Consider the following 20,987-nt stretch of genomic DNA (forward strand, 5'->3'; position numbering starts at 1 on the left):
CAGCGTGGGGGCGGGGTGGTGGCGACCTTTGATTCATCAAAACGGACACAAATCACCAACCTCATAAACACCGCTAGTCATGAAAACGCTCATCACCGCCTTCGCCCTTGCCCTGTCTCTCACCGTTGCCAGTGTCGCTCCGGCCAGCGCCAACCCCATCACCCGCCCTACCCGCCCCGCCAACGTGGCCAGCTACCAGAGCGGGGTCTACACCACAGCCGAAGGCAAAGTGCAGATCGGTCTGGACAAGCAGTCGGGAGGCAAAGTCACCATCCGGCTGGTCAACAGCCAGGGTCAGGAGGTCTATCAGGAGCAGGTAGGCAAGCGCCAGCAGCAGGTACGTCGTCGTTTGGACGTGAGCCGTCTGCCCGACGGCTCGTACACCTTGCTGATCAGCAACGGGGTGGAGACGACGAGCCACGCCCTGACGATTGCCACGGCCCAGCCCACGGAAAGCACCCGCCGGATCGCCATGAACTAAATAACAGACGCGGCTCCGCTTCTACCATCCACTTTCCTGAACACGGAATCAGCCCCGGATATAGCCAACGCAACGGCTGTATCTGGGGCTGACCTGTTTTATAAACTACCGCGCCAACCACGGAATAATCAACCGATTTACTTTCTTTGCTGTTTAGTAGATAGGACAGCTATTGTGATTTTAGCAACACAGTAGTTCTATCCGTATCGCTTTATCGTTTCATGACTCAACGTATCTATGCAACCAACAATCAGTAAGGTGCTTATGTGGCCCGTGATTCTGCTGGGTTTGACCAGCTGCTCGGTGCCCGAAGCCGATCAGCCAGTTGCCATTGCCGCTACCGAACTAACTGCCAGGCCCGACACCCTGGCCCGGTTCGAGCGCCCTGATGTGACCCAGATTGCCGTCAACGGCCGTGGCCCGGCCAACAAACCCATTGCCGTAAGTCGCGGAACCCAGCCGACCCGGAAAACATTCACCTACGACGCGCAGGGGCGGCTGCTGGCCAGCCTGGAACCCACCGTCTTTGGGTACGAGTACTACCTGGGCGTCTACCAGCAAAACCGGCTGGCTCAGGTGTATTGGGCCACCAATCAGTCGGCTCTGAGCCCCGCCAGCTATTCGCAGAACGTGATCCGCTACCGCTACAACGGCGCAAACCAGATCGGTCAGGTGCTGCACTACCAGCGGCTGAAAGACGGCGAGGGGCTGTATCGGCTTATACAGGTCGACGAATACCAGTACAACGCAGCAGGCAGCGTAGCGACAAACCGCCGGACAACCCTGGCCGACAGCAGCTATCAAATAACCACCTGGAGTCAGGGAAAGCCAGCCAGCACCAAACGCTTCAGCCGGCAGGGCACGCTCGACGACGCTACCGAGTATACTTACGACGATAAGCTCAATCCTTACGCGGGGCTGTACTTTCCGGGCCTCGATCCGTCTAATATGGGCTATGCCAGTAACCTGGTCGAAACCAAAGGCCAGTTTGGGGTGTATCGGCGCGAATATAAACTGGATTACGATGCCGCTGGCCGGATTGCTGCCCGCTCTATTCGCCTGACGCCCAACGATCCCTGGACGTTAGAGCACCAGTTTTACTACGGTCAGTAACCCCCGGCCCGCCCGGTCTGTCATGTCTGCATCGGTACCTGTTTATCAACTTCAGTCGTTTCCGCGTCATGAGCCTGACACGCTCTTCTACATGACCCGGCTCGAAAAACTGGTTCAGGAGTTCAAAGGCATCGACAAGCCGCATTCGCATACGTTCTACCTGCTGATGTGGATCAGCCAGGGCAGCGGCACCCATACGATCGACTTCAAAACCTATCCTGTTACCGGACACCAGCTGTACTTCCTGACGCCGGGCCAGGTGCATAGCTGGCAGCTGTCGGCCGATATTCGGGGTTTCAACCTGTTTTTCGAGCCGGGCTTTTTCCGGGCCCGCTTCGGAAACCGGCTCTATCAATATCCGTTTTATCATTCTTACCAGCATCTGCCCCTGCTGGAGGTTGGTCAGCAGGCGGCTCTGTTCAGTGAATTGTTTGCCTATGCCTATCAGGAATACGAACAGCGCCGGGCTCATCAGGCCGAGGTATTTCTGTCGTTTGTTCATATCCTGCTCGAGTCGGCCAACCGGCTTTACGGCCAGCAGCTGAGCGGAACAGAAGGGCACCTCTACGACCGAATCCGGCAGTATGAAGAGCTGTTGGAAGCGCAGTTTGTCCGTACCCGCGAAGTCAGCGCCTATGCCGACCAGATGGGAGTCAGCCCCAACTACCTCAACCATATCTGTAAAAAGGTACTGAACAAAACGGCCAGTCAGCTACTCTACGACCGCCTGCTGATCGAGGCCCAGCGTCTGCTGACGCATACGACCCGGTCGGTCAAGGAAATCGGGTACCAGCTCGGCTTCGACGATGGGTCGTATTTCGTCCGGTTTTTTCGGAAGCAGGCCGGACTGACCCCCGCCGAGTTCCGGCAGGCAATACGCCAGCATCGTTGATTTGTACCATAACCGGGCTAATTTGTCATGGCATCGGGCCAGGGGCGGGCGTACCTTTGTCTTATCAATAGGGGTTGATTAAGAGCCCATAACCGCTCTGACAGCCTCGCTAACTACGCCAATAGCCATGTCTTCCGATAGCCGATTAACCAGTATTTTGTTCAATAAATGTCCGCGTTGCCATGAGGGCGATTTCTTCGTGACGAAGAGTGCCTTCAGCCGGCATTTTGACCAGATGCACGACCACTGTCCGCACTGCGGAACGAATTTCATGCCTGAGCCGGGGTTTTACTGGGCCTCCATGTTCGTGAGTTACGCGTTCTTCACGATCTGGACCCTACTAACCTTTTTTATTGTCGTAATCGGGTTGAAAATCGATCTGAACTACTACCTCGTCGGGCTGGTGCCTACGCTGATTATACTGACGCCTTATTTCTTCCGGATGGCGCGCCGGACCTGGCTGACTATCTTCATCAAACCCCTGCCGAACCCGACTCCGGGCAAACTAAGCTAGGACGACCCACCCGAAACGGAAAAAAGCCTGTGCTTATGACAAGTACAGGCTTTTTTTGGGCAGTACCAATTGACTGAACAGTGATCACAGTAGACGTAAAATGGCGGTAAAAAACCGGCGAATCGACCCGGAACGGGCCTGTATGGTCTTCGTTTCCCAAAAGTGGCAGGGATTGACCCATTTGTGACAGCGTGGGGGCGGGGTGGTGGCGACCTTTGATTCATCAAAACGGACACAAATCACCAACCTCATAAACACCACTAGTCATGAAAACGCTCATCACCGCCTTCGCCCTTGCCCTGTCTCTCACCGTTGCCAGTGTCGCTCCGGCCAGCGCCAACCCCATCACCCGCCCTACCCGCCCCGCCAGCGTGGCCAGCTACCAGAGCGGGGTCTACACCACAGCCGAAGGCAAAGTGCAGATCGGTCTGGACAAGCAGTCGGGAGGCAAAGTCACCATCCGGCTGGTCAACAGCCAGGGTCAGGAGGTCTATCAGGAGCAGGTGGGCAAGCGCCAGCAGCAGGTACGTCGTCGTTTGGACGTAAGCCATCTGCCCGACGGCTCGTACACCTTGCTGATCAGCAACGGGGTGGAGACGACGAGCCACGCCCTGACGATTGCCACGGCCCAGCCCACGGAAAGCACCCGCCGGATCGCCATGAATTAAGCGGGCGGTTTGATTACGTACTCATCAACTTACCCAGGCGGTGTCAGTAAAAGCTGGCACCGCTTTTTTGATGGGAGCGCGGCCATACAGAAAGCACTGGTTATTGCCCGCCTGTTGGGTAAAGCCAGTATAAAGTATGATTCTTGCGCTTAATTAACTTTATCAATCCAATAGACATACATGGTTATCAGGTCGACTCAAACGCATCAGCGCTGCTACCCGCTTTTGATTGTGATCGTTGCTGCTCTTCTGAGTAGCTGCACCAGACCCGAACCGGTTGCTCCCGGTGCCTCTACCCCGCATCGGTACGTGCTTACGAACATCCGGTATTTTCTGGACAAGGGCGATTATGTTGATACGACAACGATACAGCTTACAGGCGCAAGCGTGCAGAATCCGGGAGTCAGCCTGGTTACCCAGTCGATTAAAGAAGAGCCTGGCGAATTGGTTAAAACATCCCATTTCATGATCGATTCCTCCGTTCGGTTACCCGAAGAAATCGACCTGAGCACGTTCGCCGTAAGCGTACCGCAGCACTGGTACGGCAATGGTTTATTCGGCCACACGGTCGAGACGTATCCGCTCAGTACTACCCGGCAGCAAAAACCGTATGTGTCTGACCCTGGCCGTACGATAGATATAAACGTTCCGCCCCGATCCCGCATTGATATCAGTCGTCAGATCGATGCGTACCAACTTACCTGTTCATTCGACGGAATGGTAGAGAATACGACAACAGGTCAACGGTATAGGCTGACTGGAAAATGGAAGGGGCTTCTGCGGTACAACAACATGGCAGTAACGCTGAAGCAGTCGGCTTTGTAATCACTGTTGCGGCCGAAACCGTAGTTCGTTGAACAACCCATCACAGACAGCACCCAGCCGGACCAGACTCCGGGCTTCCCCCATTAGACGAACTGCACTTGCGGGGATGGGCAAAGCAGGTTGGGAATAAAACGTCAGTAAAAGACCGCTATGACTCGATTCTGGTTGATTTTGTTGCTCCTGCTACCCGTATTTGCCCGGGCGCAGCGCATTGGTATAGCCGCCGAGGTTGGCGGATTTGGCTACAGACAGTACGGTAGCAGTCAGCTGCATCGGTATAAGCTGACCGTCTTGAAGCCGGTAGATCCCACGGGTTTTTCAATTGGAACAAATGCTCGGTTTTCAACGGCTGGCGCTTTCTTCGGGCAGGCCGGTCTACGATTCTCAAATCAGCATATGGGCGTCCAGTTTACGGATACACGTCCTGATCTGCCTGCTCCCGACGAAGCGATACCGGGGGTTGGGCTGGGGCTTCGTCAGATAGAGCTGCCGGTATACGCCGGGTTTCAGGTTGGCAACAGATCGGCTCTGCACCTGGACGTTTTTGGTGGGCTTACGCCTTCGTTGAATTGGTATGGTTCGCGGGATCAAAACGTTGCTGATCCGTACCGCAGGGCTGTTTTCGAAAGTTTAAACCGGTTTTCGTTAGCCTATGCGGCCGGGATGGCTATACGGCTCGATCGCTGGAGTCTGACAACGACATGGGAGCAAACCATGACCTCTCTCAATCGGGCTATAGCTGCCCAGAATCAATCGTTTTCTTTCAACACGGGGTATGAAGGCGTGCGCGCTATGATTGGCTACCAGTTTACTAAACGTCGCTAACCCAAGCAGCTATGAATAAGGGCTTAGACGGGTCGCCGGATCAAGGCTGAGACCGGTATTGAACCAGCAATTCGGCTGTGGTTTTCGGTTATTTCCCAAAAGTGGCAGGAGTTGACTCATTTGTGACAGAGCCGGGGCGGGGTGGTGGCGACCTTTGATTCATCAAAACAGCCACAAATCACCAACCTCATAAACACCACTAGTCATGAAAACGCTCATCACCGCCTTCGCCCTTGCCCTGTCTCTCACCGTTGCCAGTGTGGCTCCGGCCAGCGCCAACCCCATCACCCGCCCTACCCGCCCCGCCAACGTAGCCAGCTACCAGAGCGGGGTCTACACCACAGCCGAAGGCAAAGTGCAGATCGGCCTGGACAAGCAGCTGGGAGGCAAAGTCACCATCCGGCTGGTCAACAGCCAGGGTCAGGAGGTCTACCAGGAGCAGGTGGGCAAGCGCCAGCAGCAGGTACGTCGTCGTTTGGACGTGAGTAGTCTGCCCGACGGCTCGTACACCTTGCTGATCAGCAACGGGGTAGAGACGACGAGCCACGCCCTGACGATTGCCACGGCCCAGCCCACGGAAAGCACCCGCCGGATCGCTATGAACTAAACGAGAGTAACCCAACCGGCCCGGCCGGGCAACCGATAATACCTCTTACCTTCCTCTCCCTTAACCAGACAGCCCATCCGCACGGTGCAGATGGGCTGTTGCTGTTAGAAACCTTCGCGTTCGTCTTCTTTGTCTTTCTTCTTCTCGGCAGGCTTCGGCGTCTCTTTCGCCACTTTGGGCGCGGGCTTGGCTGCGGGCGGTAAGGCCCCGGCTTTTCCCTTTTTGGTTGCCGCCTTCGCTTTTGTGCCGGGTTTGGTAGCGGCCGGTGCGACTTCCGGTTCGGCTGCGGGCTCTACCGTTTCGTCGTTCGGATCGACGGCGGGCGTGGCGGCAATGGTTGGGGTGGCGGCTTTCGGCTGGGTTTTCGGGCGGGGGGCTGCTTTGGGCCGGGTCTTGTACTGGTCGAGGTAGCGGTCAACGAACAGCTCCTTCTCATCAACGGTAGCCGGAACCAGCTCCAGCGCGGCCTTACTGCTATTTTTTGAACCCGCCAGCAGCCGGTCGTTGATTTCCTGCTCCGACGTTACGATGGCCAGCTGACCCGGTGCCGACGGGCCGTTGCCGGGTTTATAGTCGTAGAAGACCCAAACATCGGGCGAGGCTTCGAGGTAGATACTGGCTTCGTCGCCGGCGGCTCCCTTGCGGATTTCGACAAACCCGTCCATCTGGGCGTTAATGTCGGCGCTCATCATATTCGACACACCCAGTCGGCCAATGCTGTAGAACGCGTTGAACTTATCGGACCAGCGCAGGTTGGCGTTGGCCAGCACGAGCATGGCGTTCAGTTTAGACGAGGCCTGGTTGAGCGGCACGTGCTGGTTCTGGGCTTTGGTCCGGTAGGCATCGACGGCGGGCTGGCCAATGAGCGGCAGTAGCTTGTCCGACAGCCGGTTCAGGTCATCGTCGGCAGCTTCGTCGTTTTTTTCGTCCTGGTTGGTCGTGATCAGCTTGCTCGCAATAGAGCTGCTCACGGTTTCGGGAATGGGGAAAGTGAATGCCAGCAGGGTATTGAACCGATAGAGCGCACTGTCGATGTTGACCCGCGCCGACCCGGCCGCCAGCAGGTAGGGCGCCGGGCTGGTGTTGAGCAGGTTCAGCTTGCCTTTGTAGGTCATCAGGCCACGGGCATCGTTGAAGGTAAAGGCGTTCTCTACCTCGTCGCTGGTGCTGTCGGCAACGGCCTGGGCTTCGTCGGGGCTACCCGAGGTAATCCGGTAGAGCTTGTCTTTTTCGTCGTAGCGCATCACCCCGGTGGCGGCAAACAGATCCTGGTCGCGGTTGTCTTCTTTGGGCGAGAGGAAGGTGGGGTAGAGGGTACCGCCCACGCTGAAATGAATACCGGCCACGAGCGGTTGCCCACCTTCGTTCTTCAGGTTTTTATCGACCTTGATCTCCAGTCGCTCGGCTACTTTTTCCTTGAAAGGCAGCCAGTCGCCCACCAGATTTTTTCGCTTTTTGAGGGCCGGTTTGATATAGCCGTCCAGCGCCAGATCTTTTTCAGGAGCCTGCATCGTGATCAGCCCCTTGTACAGCATTTTGGGCGCCAGCTGCAGGTTATCGTCTTCGTCGACTTCGGCGCGCGCTACCGTAAAGTAGGTCGCGGCCGCTTTGGTGCTGGCTGCGTTTCGTTTACCGCGCGCCGGTTTTTTGGTGTCGGCCGTCAATGAAGCACCGGCCACGGCCGGGGCCTCCTTCAGCTCGAAGCTTTGCATTTTGATAATGGCCGTATCGCCCTTCATCGTAGCAAACTGATAGCTGGCATCGCCCGCAAAGCGCGTTCGCGACACGATCTGGATATTGCCGTTCTTGAGTTTGTGGAACAGGCTGACCGTATCCAGCTCGAGCCGGGCGTTTTTGAGGGCCAGCATTTCGCCGTTGCGCCGGATGGTGACCAGCCCTTTGTCGGGGTAAATACGGGCGTCGGCCGAGGTAACGTACGGCACCCCGCTGATGTTGAGCACCATCTTCTCCACGTCGTAGAGGGCCGCGGCACCGTTAAAGGTCAGCCCTTCCTGCTCGTCGCCGGTGGCGGTAAAGACCGAACTTTTCACGTCGCCGGCCGTGGGACCAGCTTTCATGGCAATGGTTTTGCCGTTGATGTTCCACTGCGCCTTGTTGATGCTGGTCTTGTAGGCTGCAAACGGAAACTCGATGCTCGAACTGAGCGTGTCGCTGATGCTCTGTTGCTGTTTGTTGATGGCCAGCCCAACAAGGCCCTTTGTCTGGTTGAAATCCACGTCTACGCTGTTGCCGACCAGAATGGGTTTGTTGCCTTCCTTGTCTGAGGTGATCGTGAATTTGGCGTTGTCGGCAATGAACCCTTCTTTGTTGAATTTGATGCTGTTCGAGATGGCTTCGGAGTCTTTCCGGCGCAGGGTGCCGTTGCCGAACAGACCCACCGACCGCATCACGAGGCTACCGTCCAGATTGGTAGTGGCGCCGTAGAAATTGAAGTTGTTCTTCTGGGTCGTGATGACCATGCTGTCGGCTTTAGGCCACCATTTGAGGCTGAAGTTATTGAGCTGCACCTGCGGAAAGTAGGCTTTACCAACCAGCCCTTCCTTAACCTCGCCTTTCTCGCCCGACGCCAGCAGCGAGTCGGTCATGAACAGAATGCCCTGGGTGTTGAGGCTGGCCGTCAAATGATTGAGCACACCCTCGGCGCGAAGTCCGCTCTTGTCCATGACGATATCGCTGGTGAGCTTTACGGTCGATTTGCTGCCGTAGACCGGATAGCCTGTGGCGGGTGGTTTCTGAACGAAGCCCAGCGTATTGTCGGGCATGGTTTTCAGCTCGGCTTTGAAGGGCGGAAAGATGCCGTCGGAGTAGAACGTACCCATGAAAGAAATGTCGCCCTTGCCGATGCTGTCGTTGTCAATGGCTGGTATTTTGAAATAAACTTTCCGGTTATAGACCAGATTACCCCGCACCGGCTGATCGAAATAGACCGTCATACCCTGCGGCATCACGAGTCGCTGGGTGGTTTTCTTGCCTTTGATCTTGCCCGATTTGTTTTCGGCGCTGCCCAGAAATACCGTGCCCGGATTCTCGTACTTGATATCGCCCCCTACTTCGCCGTCTTTGCCCTGAGCCGCCAGTTTCTGCGACGAGAACGTGATGGAGTCGATCTTGTTGAGGTTCATGGCAAACTTGTCGTAGTCGAACCGCATGTCGCGACCCGCGTAGCGCAGTGTACCGGCTTTGAGCTGGCCGTTGAGCGTGAAGGCCCGGCCTTTGCCCACGCGGATAGTTTTGTCGGACGGAACCCCGAAAATCTTCAGCGAGTCGGACAGGGTGAAGCGGTCGACCCCCCGAATGGTCATGATCTTGTCGTCGAGGTTGATGGTGGCGTTTTTGGTGCTGTCGTTCGAGGCAAAGGTCGACTGGATCTGGAAGTTGTCGTAGTCGCGTTTGTTGGTGTAGGCCAGCACGTATAGCACGCCCTTCCGACTCAGCCGGAGCATACCGCTGGCGTCGCGGTCGAGGTAGTCTTCCAGCACCATCCGGTTCAGTGCCCCCCGCAGGGCCGTCGGACTGGCTTTGGGGTTCCCTTTGGCAAACTGAATGATATCGTCGTCGAAGAAGCTCTGCTGTTTTTTGGTCGACACGTAGTTCGCCACGATCTGCAGCGGGTGGAAACCGTAATCGAGGGTCAGGTCGGCATAGCGCTGGGGCTGAAAGTAATCGAACGATTCGAACCGGACGGGCACCTCGCGTTTGGCACCGACCTGGTAAAAGTCGACTTTCCGGCGCAGCACGTCCCAGCGCATCACCTCGGGCTGGATATAGAATTTATGGTACGAGTCGGCGTAGGGTACGCGCATGTACTCGGTACGGTCGGGCCGGTTCAGCCAGGCCACCCGCTGCGTTTTGTCGAAACGAAACTGGACGGCCGGGTGCGTGATGGAGTCAGTCTCGATATAGCCCACAAACGCAGCGGCCTGGGCCGTAATGGTCGAGTCGCGGAAGTCGAACCGGCGGCTGCTGGCTTTGAAGGCGGGCTTGCCATTGTGTTTAACGATCAGCAGCGCCGGTTGTCCGCTGGCCGACGAGCCGACCATCTGGGCTCCGGCCAGCGCCAGCCCGCCCCGGTAGTCGATGTCGGTGCCGAGACCGGGAATAGTCACGTTGTTTTCCCACGACAGGAAACGCGGGTACACCGCCGGACCGCTGCGTTTTTTGCTGACATACTCAAATGTGCCTTTGATTGGTTTCGCCTGCTCGTAGGTCAGCGTAACGTCGTCGGCCTGCAGGCGCGGGTTCATGGCCACCAGCGAATAGTCGGCCAGGGTGACGAAGATGTCGGGCCGCCCGGCCGTTTCCCAGCTGAACTTGCCCCCTTTGCCGACAAAAATACCTTCTTTCAGCAGCAGGTCACCACTGGTGTTGGCCAGCACCGCCGAATCACCATTGGCAATCATCGCCAGCGACGCGCCCGTGAGGGTGATGACCGCTCCCGATACGGTCGGAATGGGTCGGCGCTGCGGAATATACCGCGGCCCCAGCTGACGCGGCTGGGTAGAATCGGGCGAGATGGGATCGTCCCAGCCGTCGAACCTTGACCGCTCGGCGGCTGCCTGCGCCAGGGCCAGCGAGTCGGCCGGCGTGGCCGGGGCGCCCGAGGTGGTGCTGACGGGAGCGCTGTCTATGTACCGAAACTGGAAGGTGCCGCCCTGGGTAGCCAGCTTATTGACGTTGCCGCTGTAGAGTTCGCGCCGTTCCAGAAACCGGCGGGTGGTTTCGAGGGTACGGGCCAGGGTGCGGGTGTCAGTTGTCTCGAACAGTTTTTCGACCACCGTCAGCATACCGTCGATACCGCTGGCCGACAGGGCGGGCTGCTGGGTATAAACGGCATGATAGAGGGCGTCGTAGAACGGCGCAAAGTGGGTAGCGGCCTGTAATCGTTTCTGATTCATCCGGCGGCTAAGGGCCATGACCCGTTCCTGCTGACCCGCCGACAGTCGGTTTTCGGACCAGAGCGTTTGCAGGTTCGTGCCCGCGCGTACGGCTGCCGGTCCGCCCGTGGCCATCAGTTTCTGTACGTCGGTCATGAACTGATCGGGCTTGTCGGAAATACGCACGGCCTGGGCAAACGTAGCCAGGGGTGCGGTCAGAAGCAGAATAAGGTAAACGCAGCGTTTCATCATCTATAAGACCGGTGCCGGTCCAGCGTACTGTGTATCGATGTCTCTATGAATCTGTTCTTCACGGCGGTTCGTGGCGCCCATGGACTAGTCGTGCGTCAGCACGACTTTTGTTCACTGTTTATAAAACGACAGACAGGTCCATTGATTTTTAACGAGCCGATCTTTTGTGATTAAATTCGTTTCATGGGCTTTCTGCTCGATATCAGGGGCGTCATGTTCGTAAAAACCGCTGACCAGCAGGTGCCCGCCGGGGGTTAGCCGCTGTACGTAGGTCGGTATTTCAGCCAGCAGCACATTGCGGTTGATGTTAGCCAAAATAATCTCGTAGCGATGGGTAGGGTCAACGTCGGCAATGGTTCCCTGAAACACGGTAACCTGCGGACAGTCGTTCAGCTGGGCGTTCTCGCGGGCGTTTTCAACGGCCCATTCTTCAATGTCGAACGCCAAGGCCGACCGGGCGCCCATTTTGGCCGCCAGAATAGCCAGAATGCCCGTGCCGCTGCCGACATCGAGGACGGTTTTCCCGACAAAATCAAGGCTGAGTTGCTGCTGGAGCATCATGGCCGTGGTTTCGTGGTGGCCCGTTCCGAACGACATTTTGGGGTTGATCACGATGTCGTAACGAAACCGGGCGTCCAATGAATGAAAGGACGCCCGGACCCGAACCTGGTCAGCAACTTCTATCGGCTCGTAATCGCGCTCCCACTCGGCGTTCCAGTTTCGTTTTTCTAACGAACTGAACGTATAGGCTATTGCCGTTTGATCGGCGTATTTTGCGACTATTTCCCCAACCGGTGTTTCGGTAAATTCATCTTCGGTAATGTAGGCATTCAGCCCCTCGTCGGTTTCTACGAATGATTCATATCCCAGCTCGGCCAGCTCGGCGGTCAGGATGTCGGTATAGTCGGGCGAAACCGTCAGTTGCAGTTCTATATAATTCATACCTCAAAGTAACAAAAAAAGGCAAGCCGGTTAGCCTGCCCTTTGGTATACTGACTACTGTACGAAGCAGATGTTCGTTATGAGGGGCCGCCGTTTCTTATGGGAGCGGGCCCTAAGGCCCGCTGTTGGTAGAGGGGCTTTTTCCGTAAATCCTGACCTGACACCGGTTATCCGATGGAAGAAGAGTCGATTGACAGAGCTGATATCTTTGCCCAGCACATACCCGTCTCCCGCATTCACTATGATCAGTTTGCTTGTACCGCTCGTCTGGCTGCTGGGCAGCTACCCGCCCGCCCAGCCCCAACCCGTCGCCGACGACCCGGTGGTGGCGTTTATCCGGGCCAATCCGGAGCGGTCGGCGGTGATGCTGGTGCGCAACGATACCACACTGGTGAGCCTGCGGGCCGATCAGCTGTTTCCACTGGCCAGCACCGTCAAAATCATGGTGGCTATCGAATTTGCCTGGCAGGCAGCCGCCGGAAAAATACGCGCCGATGAGCTGGTCCTGCTGAGCGATATCGACCGGTATTACCTGCCCAATACCGATGGGGGCGCTCAACCCGCCTGGAAAGCAGAACTGACGGCCCGGCAGGCGATACAGAACGGTCGGGTCACGCTGCTCGACGCGGCTAAAGGCATGATCCGGTACAGCAGTAACGCCAATACCGAGTACCTCTCCGACCGGCTCGGCTTCAGGGCCGTCAATGCTAACCGGCGCAGCCTGAAGCTGCCCAAACACGAGCCGGTTCTGCCGATGGTAGCCCCGCTGCTGCTGTACTCCACTACCGACAAGGCCGCTACGCTGGCGCGGCTGCGCGCCATGAAGAGCCGTGACTACGAAGCGCAGAGTATGACCCTGCACGCACAACTCAAAGCTGATGCCGACAGCTCGCTCCGGAAGCAGTTTATCTTTCCTGATCTGGAGTTGCAGAAAGCGTGGTCTGACCGACTCACGGCCTCGACCGCCCGCGAGTACACCTCCATTATGCAGAAACTCAATCGCCGGGTTTATTTCGAGCCCGCGGTGCAGGCGCTGCTCGATCAGATAATGGAATGGCCGTTTGCGGTCAACCCCGGTAACCGGCAGGTCTACGAACATATTGGCATGAAGGGAGGCTCCACGGCCTTTGTGCTGACCAATGCGCTCTACGCTACCGATAAAGCCGGTAACCGATCAGAGCTGGTCGTGTTTTTCAACAACCTGACACCCAGCGAAAATGCGCTGCTGCAGAAGAATCTGAACACGTTCCTGATCAATTGTATCCAGACGCGCCGGTATCGGCCGACGGTGCAGGCGCTGCTGCGCTAAGAAGGTTGGGCACTGGCGGCTGGGCCGATGGTTTACGGGCTTGCTTGCCAGCGGAAGAGCGGGACTTTTTGGGCTTCGGCGCGGCCGGTGGTTTCGGAATGCTGTGGGTTTTCAGGATGCGGGCCTGCTCGGCTTTACCGATGTCGGTCTGGCGGGGCTGGTGTAGCTCGGTGCGGGCGTGGCGGGCGGTTTCAGCGATGTTGACGATCGGAGCGGGGTAATCGACGCCGACCTGGAAATGGTACATGGTCTGCTCCAGCAACGGCATGGTCCAGGGTTCGTGGATGTAGGCCACCGGGCAGTTGGCCAGTTCGGGTACCCACTGTTTAATGAACACACCCTCCGGGTCGTGATCCTGCGATTGTTTGACGGGGTTGTAAATCCGAACCGTATTGGTGCCGGTCATGCCCGCCTGCATCTGAATCTGGGCGTAGTGAATACCCGGCTCGAAGTCGGTGTAGAGTCGGGCCAGATGCCATCCGCCTTCCTGCCAGTGCTGCAGCAGATGATGAGTCAAAAACGACGTTAGCATGGCCCGCATCCGGAAATTAATGTAGCCCGTAGCAGCCAGGCACCGCATGCAGGCATCGACCAGCGGGTAGCCTGTACGGCCATCGCGCCAGGCTGCGTAATGGGCTGGATTGCTGTTCTTCCGAATGGCATCGAACGCCCGGTTCACGTTCTCGAACTCGATCCGGTCCTCGCTTTCGAACTTCTGAATAAAATGACAGTGCCATCGCAGCCGCGACGCAAACGCCCCGTACTGTCGGCCCAGACCGGGCACCGGTGGCTGTTTGGCGGCCGCCAGCTGCGCCTGAAATACCTGCCGGATACTCAGACAACCCCAGGCTATATACGGCGACAGCCGACTGCAGCCCCGACGGCTGTCGAGGGGTTTCGAGATGGAACGGGCGTATTGGGTAATCCGGTCGTTGAGGAAGCTGTTCAGGTAGCGGTGCGCGTTATGTTCACCACCGGGCTGGAACAGCGGGTTGGGCTGACTCCAGGCATCGGGAAGAGACGGGCCCCGCTCGGCATTGTACCAGTCGACCGACAGCCGGGCCGGTTGCCAGCGGCTAAGGTCGGGCTGTTGCTGGGGGGCGCGCATGGTTCGCTGCCAGTCGTCGGCCCAGCTTTCGCGGTTGCGCAGAGGGCGGATAACACCATTGCTGGGAAACTCCTGCCAGCGGATGCCGTGCTGCCCACACAGCGCCGTAATGGCTTTGTCGCGCTCGTAGGTAACCCGCAGGCCGGTTTCCTCGTGCGAAAAAAGCGTCTCGATCCGATAGTGGGTCAGCAACGCCCGCAGCACATCGGGCGCATCGCGAAAGAAAACCCAGAGTTGGGGCGGACCGGCTTCTACGGCCCCGGCCAGTTCGTCATCGAACGTGAAGGGAAGCCATTCGTGAACGAGTGGAGCCGCCGGGGTCGGCTGCCAGGCCCGTAGCTGCTGATTCAGGTCGGTCAGGCATTCGTAGACAAACCGCCAGTGGCGCTCGTCGTAGTTGGGGTCGGCCATGACCGTTGGCTCAAAGCAGTACAGCGCCAGCAGCGGGCGGTTGGCCGAGAGGGCGGCCGCCAGCGGAGCGTGGTCGCGCAGGCGCAGGTCGCGCTTGAGCCAGAGGACGTTGATGGCTGGTTTAGTATTCATACTGCCGGGCCTGATACAAGCATCTGTATGGCTAATTTGTTTAGCTTCACTGAACCAAAACCAAGCCCGTCTATGACCCCCGAAGCTGCTTTTCAATATGCGAATCTGCTGGTGCTGCCCCAGTGGGTTCTGATGATCGTTGCGCCCCGCTGGCGCGTTACCCAGATGCTGGCGCGGATGCTACCCATTCCGATGACGCTCGGGGTCATGTATATCTACTGGCTGTTCAACAGTTCGCCCCCGGCCGGTGGCGGGCCGGGCTTCGATCTGCAGGCGTTTTCGACGCTGGCCGGGGTGCAGGCGTTGTTTACGGGCGCCAAAGAGGCTGTGCTGGCCAGCTGGATTCACTACCTGGCTTTCGATCTGGTGGCGGGGAGCTACGTGCTGCGTGACGGGCAGGAGCGGGGCATCGCGCACGGGTGGCTGATTCCCTGCCTGTTTTTCTGTTTTCTGCTCGGGCCAGTCGGGCTCCTGCTGTACGGTCTGCTGCGTTTATTTCTGCCTAATCTATCGGATACAAAATTTTAATAGGGTTTTGAACAAAAATGCTTGCAATTAGTTGTGGTTGATTTTATCTTCACCTTACAAATAACGCCTGGCTTGTGAGGGTCAGTTTATACCGTGACTGCAAGTGATGAAGATTGGCCGAGTTATTCTGATTGTAAGCGTACTTGTTGTATTTGGCCGCCTGACGGCCCCCGCCCAGCTACTAACCCCCGCGCAAACCCACGCTGACCTGACGTTTCTGAAGCGGAAGCTCGATATGCTGCATCCCGGCATGGGGTATTACACGTCCGAAGCCCGCATGGAGCAGTTGTACGATTCGCTCTATAACCGCCTGACCGACCCCATGGACTATCTGGCGTTCTACCGGCACGTTAGTCCGCTCGTTACGGCCATCAAAGACGGGCATACCAACCTCAACCACCGCAAAGCATACATTGGCCGCTCAACCCGGTTCATTCCATTCTACATCCGGCCCGTTGGCGATCAGTATTTCATCAGCCATAACGTATCGCCCGATACCACGCTTCGGCGCGGTACCGAACTGCTCACCATCAACGGCCGGCCCGTGGCTGATCTGCACCGGGAGCTGATGAATGCCGACCATTCCGGCTCCGACGGCGATAACCTGACCGGTCGCCGACAGTGGAGTCTGGTACAGTTTGCCGACTATTACGCGGCCTGGTACGGTTCGGCCGATTCCATCCGGATCGCCTACCGCTTTCCCGACGATACCCTGATCCGGCATACCAGCCTGCGCTGCCCCACGCTGAACGGCTTCCGGGCTGTACTCCACAAACGCTACCGCCACGAGATCAGCAACCGGCCCAACCTGTCCGTCCGCATCGTTGACACCCTGACCCAGACGGCCGTACTGCGTGTGTCGACGTTCATGGGCCTGAAAAAAACGGACCCGCTGCAGCTGGCGTTTAACCGCGAGCTGAAAAAAGCGTTTCGGCAGCTGCGGAAGGATAATGTGCAGAACCTGATCGTCGATATGCAGGGCAACGGCGGAGGCATCGTGCTGAACTCGGCCCGGTTGCTGCGCTACTGGATGCCGAAGCCGTTTACCATTATGCAGCACGAAGAAATGAAGCGGGCGGCCCGTGCCGAACTCGTTACCCGCTGGAATCCGCTGTCGGCGCTGAACTTCAGCCTGCGCTACCGTCAGGATAAGCGGGGTGGTTTTGCCAGCCGGTCGGGCCACAAGCGGTTCCGGCCCCGCCAGCGGCTGGCTTTTCGCGGCAACCTCTATTTCCTGATGAACGGTGCATCGTTCTCGGCCACGACCTCGGTGCTGGCCAAAACGCTGGATGCCGGTCTGGGTACGTTTGTCGGGGAGGCCAGCGGCAGCGCCTACTGGGGTGATTTTGCGGGCCATTTCAAAACCGTTACGCTACCCAATTCACGCATACAGGTTCGTATTCCGCTCAAAAAGCTGTACCATGCTGTTGACCCCGGCCGGGCCAATGGCTTTACCGTAGAGCCCGATTTTGTAGTAACCCGCTCCTACGACGACCTGATGACTAACCGGGATTACATCCTCGACTACACCCTCCGGCTTATCCGCGATGGCGTCGTTGTCCGCCCCGGCCTCGACAAGCCCGCTCTCAAAACCCGCCCCCTGCAGGCATCGCGCTAAGGTGTGAAGACACCGCCACGGGTAGCTGAGCTGAGCGATCCTTGTTTCGCGAAAAAAGCCTATCTTTAACCCGTGTATTGCATTGTCGACGTTGAAACCACCGGGGGTATAAACGGACCGTCCCGACTTACTGAAATCGCGATCTTTCGCCACGATGGCCAGCAGGTAGTTGATTCATTTCACTCGTTGCTGAACCCCGGCTGCCCGATTCCGCCGTTTATTCGTCACCTGACCGGTATTTCTGACGAAATGGTTGCCGACGCTCCGGTCTTTGCCGATGTGGCTGCCGACGTGCTCCGCATCACGCAGGACGCCGTGTTTGTGGCTCACAATGTCTCCTTCGATTTCAATTTTATCAAAAAAGAGCTGAGCTGGCTGGGGTACGATTATTTCCGGCGTACGCTCTGCACCGTTCGGACCAGCCGCAAACTGATTCCCGGCCACGCTTCCTACAGCCTCGGCAAACTCTGTCAGGCGCTGGAGATTCCGCTCAACGGCCGCCACCGCGCCCAGGGCGATGCGGCTGCCACGGTACTGCTGTTCGAGATGCTGCTTCAGCACGACAAAAACGGCCTGATTCCGCGGGTGAAGTAAACCTAATTTTCCAGCCCCGATAAGTTAATCAGCGTTTGGTAGAGTCGCCGACTGGGTAAGGCCCCGATCGGAATCGTAATGGTTACGCTGAGGCCCTTGCCCGGCTGCGTCTGCCAGTCAATCTTCCCGTTCAGAAGCGCCACCCTCGACTCAATACTGCCCAAACCCAGGCCGTTTCCTTTCTGCTGGATGGCGTCGTAATCGAACCCGTTGCCGTCGTCTGTATAAACCAGTGTCACCATGTGCTGCGACTGATGGACCCGCAGCGCAATGTAGCGGGCATTGGCGTGCTTGAGCGAGTTGCTGAGCAGCTCCTGCGTAATTCGGTATAACATCACTTCTACGTCGGTCGGCAACCGGTTGGTTAGTACCGCATTGGGGCGGGAGCCATCCGTCGACGGATCGAGCAGGAGCTGCGCCTGTACGATACCACTGGCGTTGATCCGGTTGATCAACTCCTCTATAGCAGGCAGGTAACCATGTTGCTCCAGGGTTTTCGGATTCAGCTTGCGAAGCAGGTTCCGAATGTCGCCGATGGTGTCGTTGATCAGGCTGAAAATGGTGGTTTTCAGGGATAAGATACCCGGCGTTTCGCCGACCTGCTGCGTAAGCTGGGTCGTGTACAGTTTGATCGTAGCCAGCCGGGTGCCGATCTCGTCGTGCAGGTCGCGGGCAATATCTTTCTTAACCTGTTCCTGAATATCGTACGCCAGCCGGAGCCGTTCGGCCTGCTGGGTGCGGATGGCGTTTTCGCGCCGTCGAATCCAGCCCAGCATCAGCAGCGCGGCCAGCAGGCTCATCAGCAGCACGAATGGCCACCGTAGCCAGAAAGGAGGGCTGATGTGAATGGCCAGTTTCCGGACGTGGTTGCTCCAGTGGCCGTCGCGGTTGGCGGCTTTCACCTGAAAGGTATAGTCGCCGGGGGGCAGGTTGGCATACCGGACGTAGTTGCGCTCGCCCGCCGATACCCATTTTTCATCGTATCCACTCAGCTGGTACTGGTAGGTGTTGCGGCCGTTGCTGACGTAGTCGAGCGCGGCAAACTCCAGCGAGAGAGTGTTCTGATCGTGGGTCAGGTCAATCCGGTTTACTTCATCCACATAGGCGTAAGCAGCCAGGGGCATTTCGTTGACGGAAAACGAATAAATATGAACCAGTGGATTGAAAAAACTGCTGCGAAACAGATCGGGCTGAAAGCGGTTGAAGCCGTTGACCCCACCAAAATACATGTCGCCGTTGGCCGCGCGTACGAACGCGTTTCCGTTGAACTCATAGCCCTGAATGCCGTCGGCGGGCGTAAAGTTCTTGACGGTCTGCGTAGCCGGATCGATCCGCGACAGCCCCCGGTTGGTGCTGAGCCAGATGTGATTCTGAACATCGGTCAGGGAGCCATACACGAATGAGTTAGCCAGCCCCTGCGGTTCGGCATACAGCTGAAAACGGCCCGTATGGGGCTTGAGCGCTACGAGCCCCCGGTCAGACGCCAGCCAGAGGGTTTTGCCGTTCGGACCGGGCCGGATGTGCAGAATAGTATAGCCGTTCAGACCAGTCCGGATCAGTCGCCAGGCCAGCGGGTTGACCGGTCCGGCACCGGGTTTTGCCGACGGGAGCTGGTAGCAGAAATAACCGTTGAGGTACGTACCGATCCAGAGCTGGCGCACTGGCGCATCGTACCAGAAGCTAAAGATGTTTTGCCCGGCCAGGTGAGTTACCCGGCTCCAGCGTTTCCGGATGGTGTTGAGCGCGTACATGCCGTCTTCGGTAGCGGCAATCAGCAGGGAGTCGGCCACGCTGACCAGGTTTCGGGCGTAGTTGCCGGCTACCAGGCTCGTTGTCGGTTCGAACCGGATCGGGTCAAAGGTCTGGCTCTGGGGTTTATAGGCCATCACGCCACCGGTGGTGCCTACCCAGATCCGGCGTTGCGGGTCGCGGTAGAGGCATTTTACGAAGGTGTTTACCGGCAGATCGTTCCGGCCTATATTGGTCAGATAGCGTTGAACAATGCGGTTCGTTTGTGGATTGAGTACCTCGATGCCGTTTTCGGTAGCGATCCAGAGCCGGTCGAAGCGTTCTTCCAGGAACCCCCGGATCGTGTAGTTGCTCAGAGTCTGATCGGGGGGAAGGGTAGGTACGGCCAGCCGTTTGATCAGGCCGCTGAACTGAAACGCATCGGGAACGATACGCGCCAGCCCGTCTGGGTCGACATTGGCCCAGACGATGCCGAGATCGTCGACGTACAGTTTGGTGATCTTGAAATCGGTGAGCGGGCGGGCGTTGTCGAGCGAACCGTTCACCCGGCCAAACAACCGCGACCGCTTGTCGAAATACAGCACACCATCGCGCTGGGTACCAAGCCAGAGCCGCCCCCGCTGATCGGCGCTGATGCTGTAGATGGCACTGATCGGTTTGGCACCTGCCGTTTCGTAGGTCTGGAACGTATTATGCCGGTAGTCGAGTCGAATCAGCCCCTGGGCGGTTCCGATCCAGGCTACGCTGTCTTTGTCGATCAGAAAAGAGAAAACGGCCTGTACAGACCCGAGTTTATTGCCGGGGCGGTCGCTGAAATAGCGCGTATACAAGCGGGTTCGCAGGTTGTAGCGGAGCAGGCCTTTGGGTTCGTGCAGCCAGATGTCGCCCTCGGGTGTGCGAACGGTTGAGCTTTGCAGATCATACTCTTTGGTCGGATGCAGGCTGGGGTCCAGCACCGTTCGCTGCCGGGTCTGGTAATCGAAATGCACCAGCCCCTCGCGGTCGCTGAGGTACAGCAGGCTGGTGGTGTCGACAAAAAAAGGCAGGGTACGGCTGGCGATGAGCTGTTTGCCCGGCGAATTCATGAACTCGAACCGGTCGCAGCGCCGGTCGTAGCGGTTCAGGCCGGCTTCGGTACCAACCCACAGGTCGCCGTTGGGGGCTTCGATGATGCCGAAGATATTGACTCCGCGCAGGGTGCCGGGCAGCGGGGTGCCGCGCTCGTCGAGGGCGGGACGGTAGGTTCGGAAGCGATGTCCGTCGTAGCGGTTCAGACCGTCCTGGGTGCCGAGCCATAAAAACCCCCGGCTGTCCTTGAGCATGTAATACACTGAGCCCTGAGTCAGCCCGTCGTCGACACTGATATGGTCGACCCGAAAATGAACCTGATTGGTTCCGCCTGCCGCCTGTGCCAACACCTGACCCGTCAGGACGCACCATAGGTACATCAGGCCAATCAGAGTGCCAGCCGATAATCGTAACATGAGGAAGGAGGAGATGAGTAATTCTTAGTAAATGAGATAA

Annotated in this window: 16 protein-coding genes; 12 read left to right on the plus strand and 4 right to left on the minus strand. The window is 57.7% G+C overall.

What is annotated here, in order from left to right:
• Positions 1-79: 79 nt before the first annotated feature.
• The 8 genes from FBR45_RS13690 to FBR45_RS13725 all read left to right on the plus strand — a co-directional run bounded on the left by FBR45_RS13690 (position 80) and on the right by FBR45_RS13725 (position 5,925).
• Complete coding sequence (locus tag FBR45_RS13690; protein WP_138503279.1) at positions 80-481, plus strand: T9SS type A sorting domain-containing protein; 402 nt, start codon at positions 80-82, stop codon at positions 479-481.
• Positions 482-718: 237 nt separating this feature from the next.
• Complete coding sequence (locus FBR45_RS13695) at positions 719-1,594, plus strand: hypothetical protein (RefSeq protein WP_138503281.1); 876 nt, start codon at positions 719-721, stop codon at positions 1,592-1,594.
• Positions 1,595-1,616: 22 nt separating this feature from the next.
• Positions 1,617-2,486 carry a helix-turn-helix domain-containing protein gene (locus FBR45_RS13700; protein ID WP_138503283.1) on the plus strand — a complete coding sequence of 290 codons (870 nt, stop codon included), beginning with the start codon at positions 1,617-1,619 and terminating at the stop codon, positions 2,484-2,486.
• Between the two features lie 127 nt (positions 2,487-2,613).
• Entirely contained in the window at positions 2,614-3,000 is a 387-nt protein-coding gene (locus FBR45_RS13705) for a DUF983 domain-containing protein (RefSeq protein ID WP_138503285.1), read from the plus strand.
• 266 nt (positions 3,001-3,266) lie between these two features.
• Positions 3,267-3,668, plus strand: a complete 402-nt coding sequence (locus FBR45_RS13710) for a T9SS type A sorting domain-containing protein (protein ID WP_138503287.1) — start codon at positions 3,267-3,269, stop codon at positions 3,666-3,668.
• 231 nt (positions 3,669-3,899) lie between these two features.
• Positions 3,900-4,493: a hypothetical protein gene (locus tag FBR45_RS13715; RefSeq protein WP_138503289.1), complete on the plus strand. Its 594-nt coding sequence runs from the start codon at positions 3,900-3,902 to the stop codon at positions 4,491-4,493.
• Between the two features lie 150 nt (positions 4,494-4,643).
• Positions 4,644-5,318 carry an outer membrane beta-barrel protein gene (locus FBR45_RS13720; RefSeq protein ID WP_138503292.1) on the plus strand — a complete coding sequence of 225 codons (675 nt, stop codon included), beginning with the start codon at positions 4,644-4,646 and terminating at the stop codon, positions 5,316-5,318.
• 205 nt (positions 5,319-5,523) lie between these two features.
• Positions 5,524-5,925: a T9SS type A sorting domain-containing protein gene (locus tag FBR45_RS13725; protein WP_138503294.1), complete on the plus strand. Its 402-nt coding sequence runs from the start codon at positions 5,524-5,526 to the stop codon at positions 5,923-5,925.
• A 104-nt stretch (positions 5,926-6,029) separates the two neighbouring features.
• Here the strand turns inward: FBR45_RS13725 and FBR45_RS13730 are convergent, their stop codons facing one another.
• On the minus strand, positions 6,030-11,069 hold the full coding sequence (locus tag FBR45_RS13730) for a hypothetical protein (RefSeq protein WP_171044891.1): 5,040 nt from the start codon (positions 11,067-11,069) through the stop codon (positions 6,030-6,032).
• Between the two features lie 114 nt (positions 11,070-11,183).
• Entirely contained in the window at positions 11,184-12,014 is an 831-nt protein-coding gene (gene prmA / locus FBR45_RS13735) for a 50S ribosomal protein L11 methyltransferase (protein ID WP_138503298.1), read from the minus strand.
• A gap of 241 nt (positions 12,015-12,255) precedes the next feature.
• Here prmA and FBR45_RS13740 point away from each other — a divergent pair, with 241 nt between their 5' ends.
• A complete protein-coding gene (locus FBR45_RS13740) occupies positions 12,256-13,323 on the plus strand; it encodes a serine hydrolase (protein ID WP_171044892.1) in 1,068 nt (355 codons plus the stop codon).
• On the opposite strand, the gene FBR45_RS13745 is transcribed toward FBR45_RS13740, so the two are convergent.
• Complete coding sequence (locus tag FBR45_RS13745; protein ID WP_138503302.1) at positions 13,268-14,974, minus strand: FAD-binding domain-containing protein; 1,707 nt, start codon at positions 14,972-14,974, stop codon at positions 13,268-13,270. The genes FBR45_RS13740 and FBR45_RS13745 overlap by 56 nt on opposite strands.
• 72 nt (positions 14,975-15,046) lie before the next feature.
• On the opposite strand from FBR45_RS13745, the gene FBR45_RS13750 reads away from it, so the two are divergent.
• From FBR45_RS13750 to FBR45_RS13760, 3 genes are all read left to right on the plus strand, one after another.
• Entirely contained in the window at positions 15,047-15,502 is a 456-nt protein-coding gene (locus tag FBR45_RS13750) for an ABA4-like family protein (RefSeq protein ID WP_138503304.1), read from the plus strand.
• A 106-nt stretch (positions 15,503-15,608) separates the two neighbouring features.
• Positions 15,609-17,120, plus strand: a complete 1,512-nt coding sequence (locus FBR45_RS13755; protein ID WP_138503306.1) for a S41 family peptidase — start codon at positions 15,609-15,611, stop codon at positions 17,118-17,120.
• Between the two features lie 72 nt (positions 17,121-17,192).
• Positions 17,193-17,714, plus strand: a complete 522-nt coding sequence (locus tag FBR45_RS13760) for a 3'-5' exonuclease (protein WP_138503308.1) — start codon at positions 17,193-17,195, stop codon at positions 17,712-17,714.
• Between the two features lie 2 nt (positions 17,715-17,716).
• Here the strand turns inward: FBR45_RS13760 and FBR45_RS13765 are convergent, their stop codons facing one another.
• Complete coding sequence (locus FBR45_RS13765) at positions 17,717-20,947, minus strand: sensor histidine kinase (protein WP_246082235.1); 3,231 nt, start codon at positions 20,945-20,947, stop codon at positions 17,717-17,719.
• Between the last annotated feature and the right edge of the window lie 40 nt (positions 20,948-20,987).

Origin of the sequence: Spirosoma lacussanchae (assembly GCF_005870035.1) — a bacterium.
Classification (GTDB): domain Bacteria; phylum Bacteroidota; class Bacteroidia; order Cytophagales; family Spirosomataceae; genus Spirosoma; species Spirosoma lacussanchae.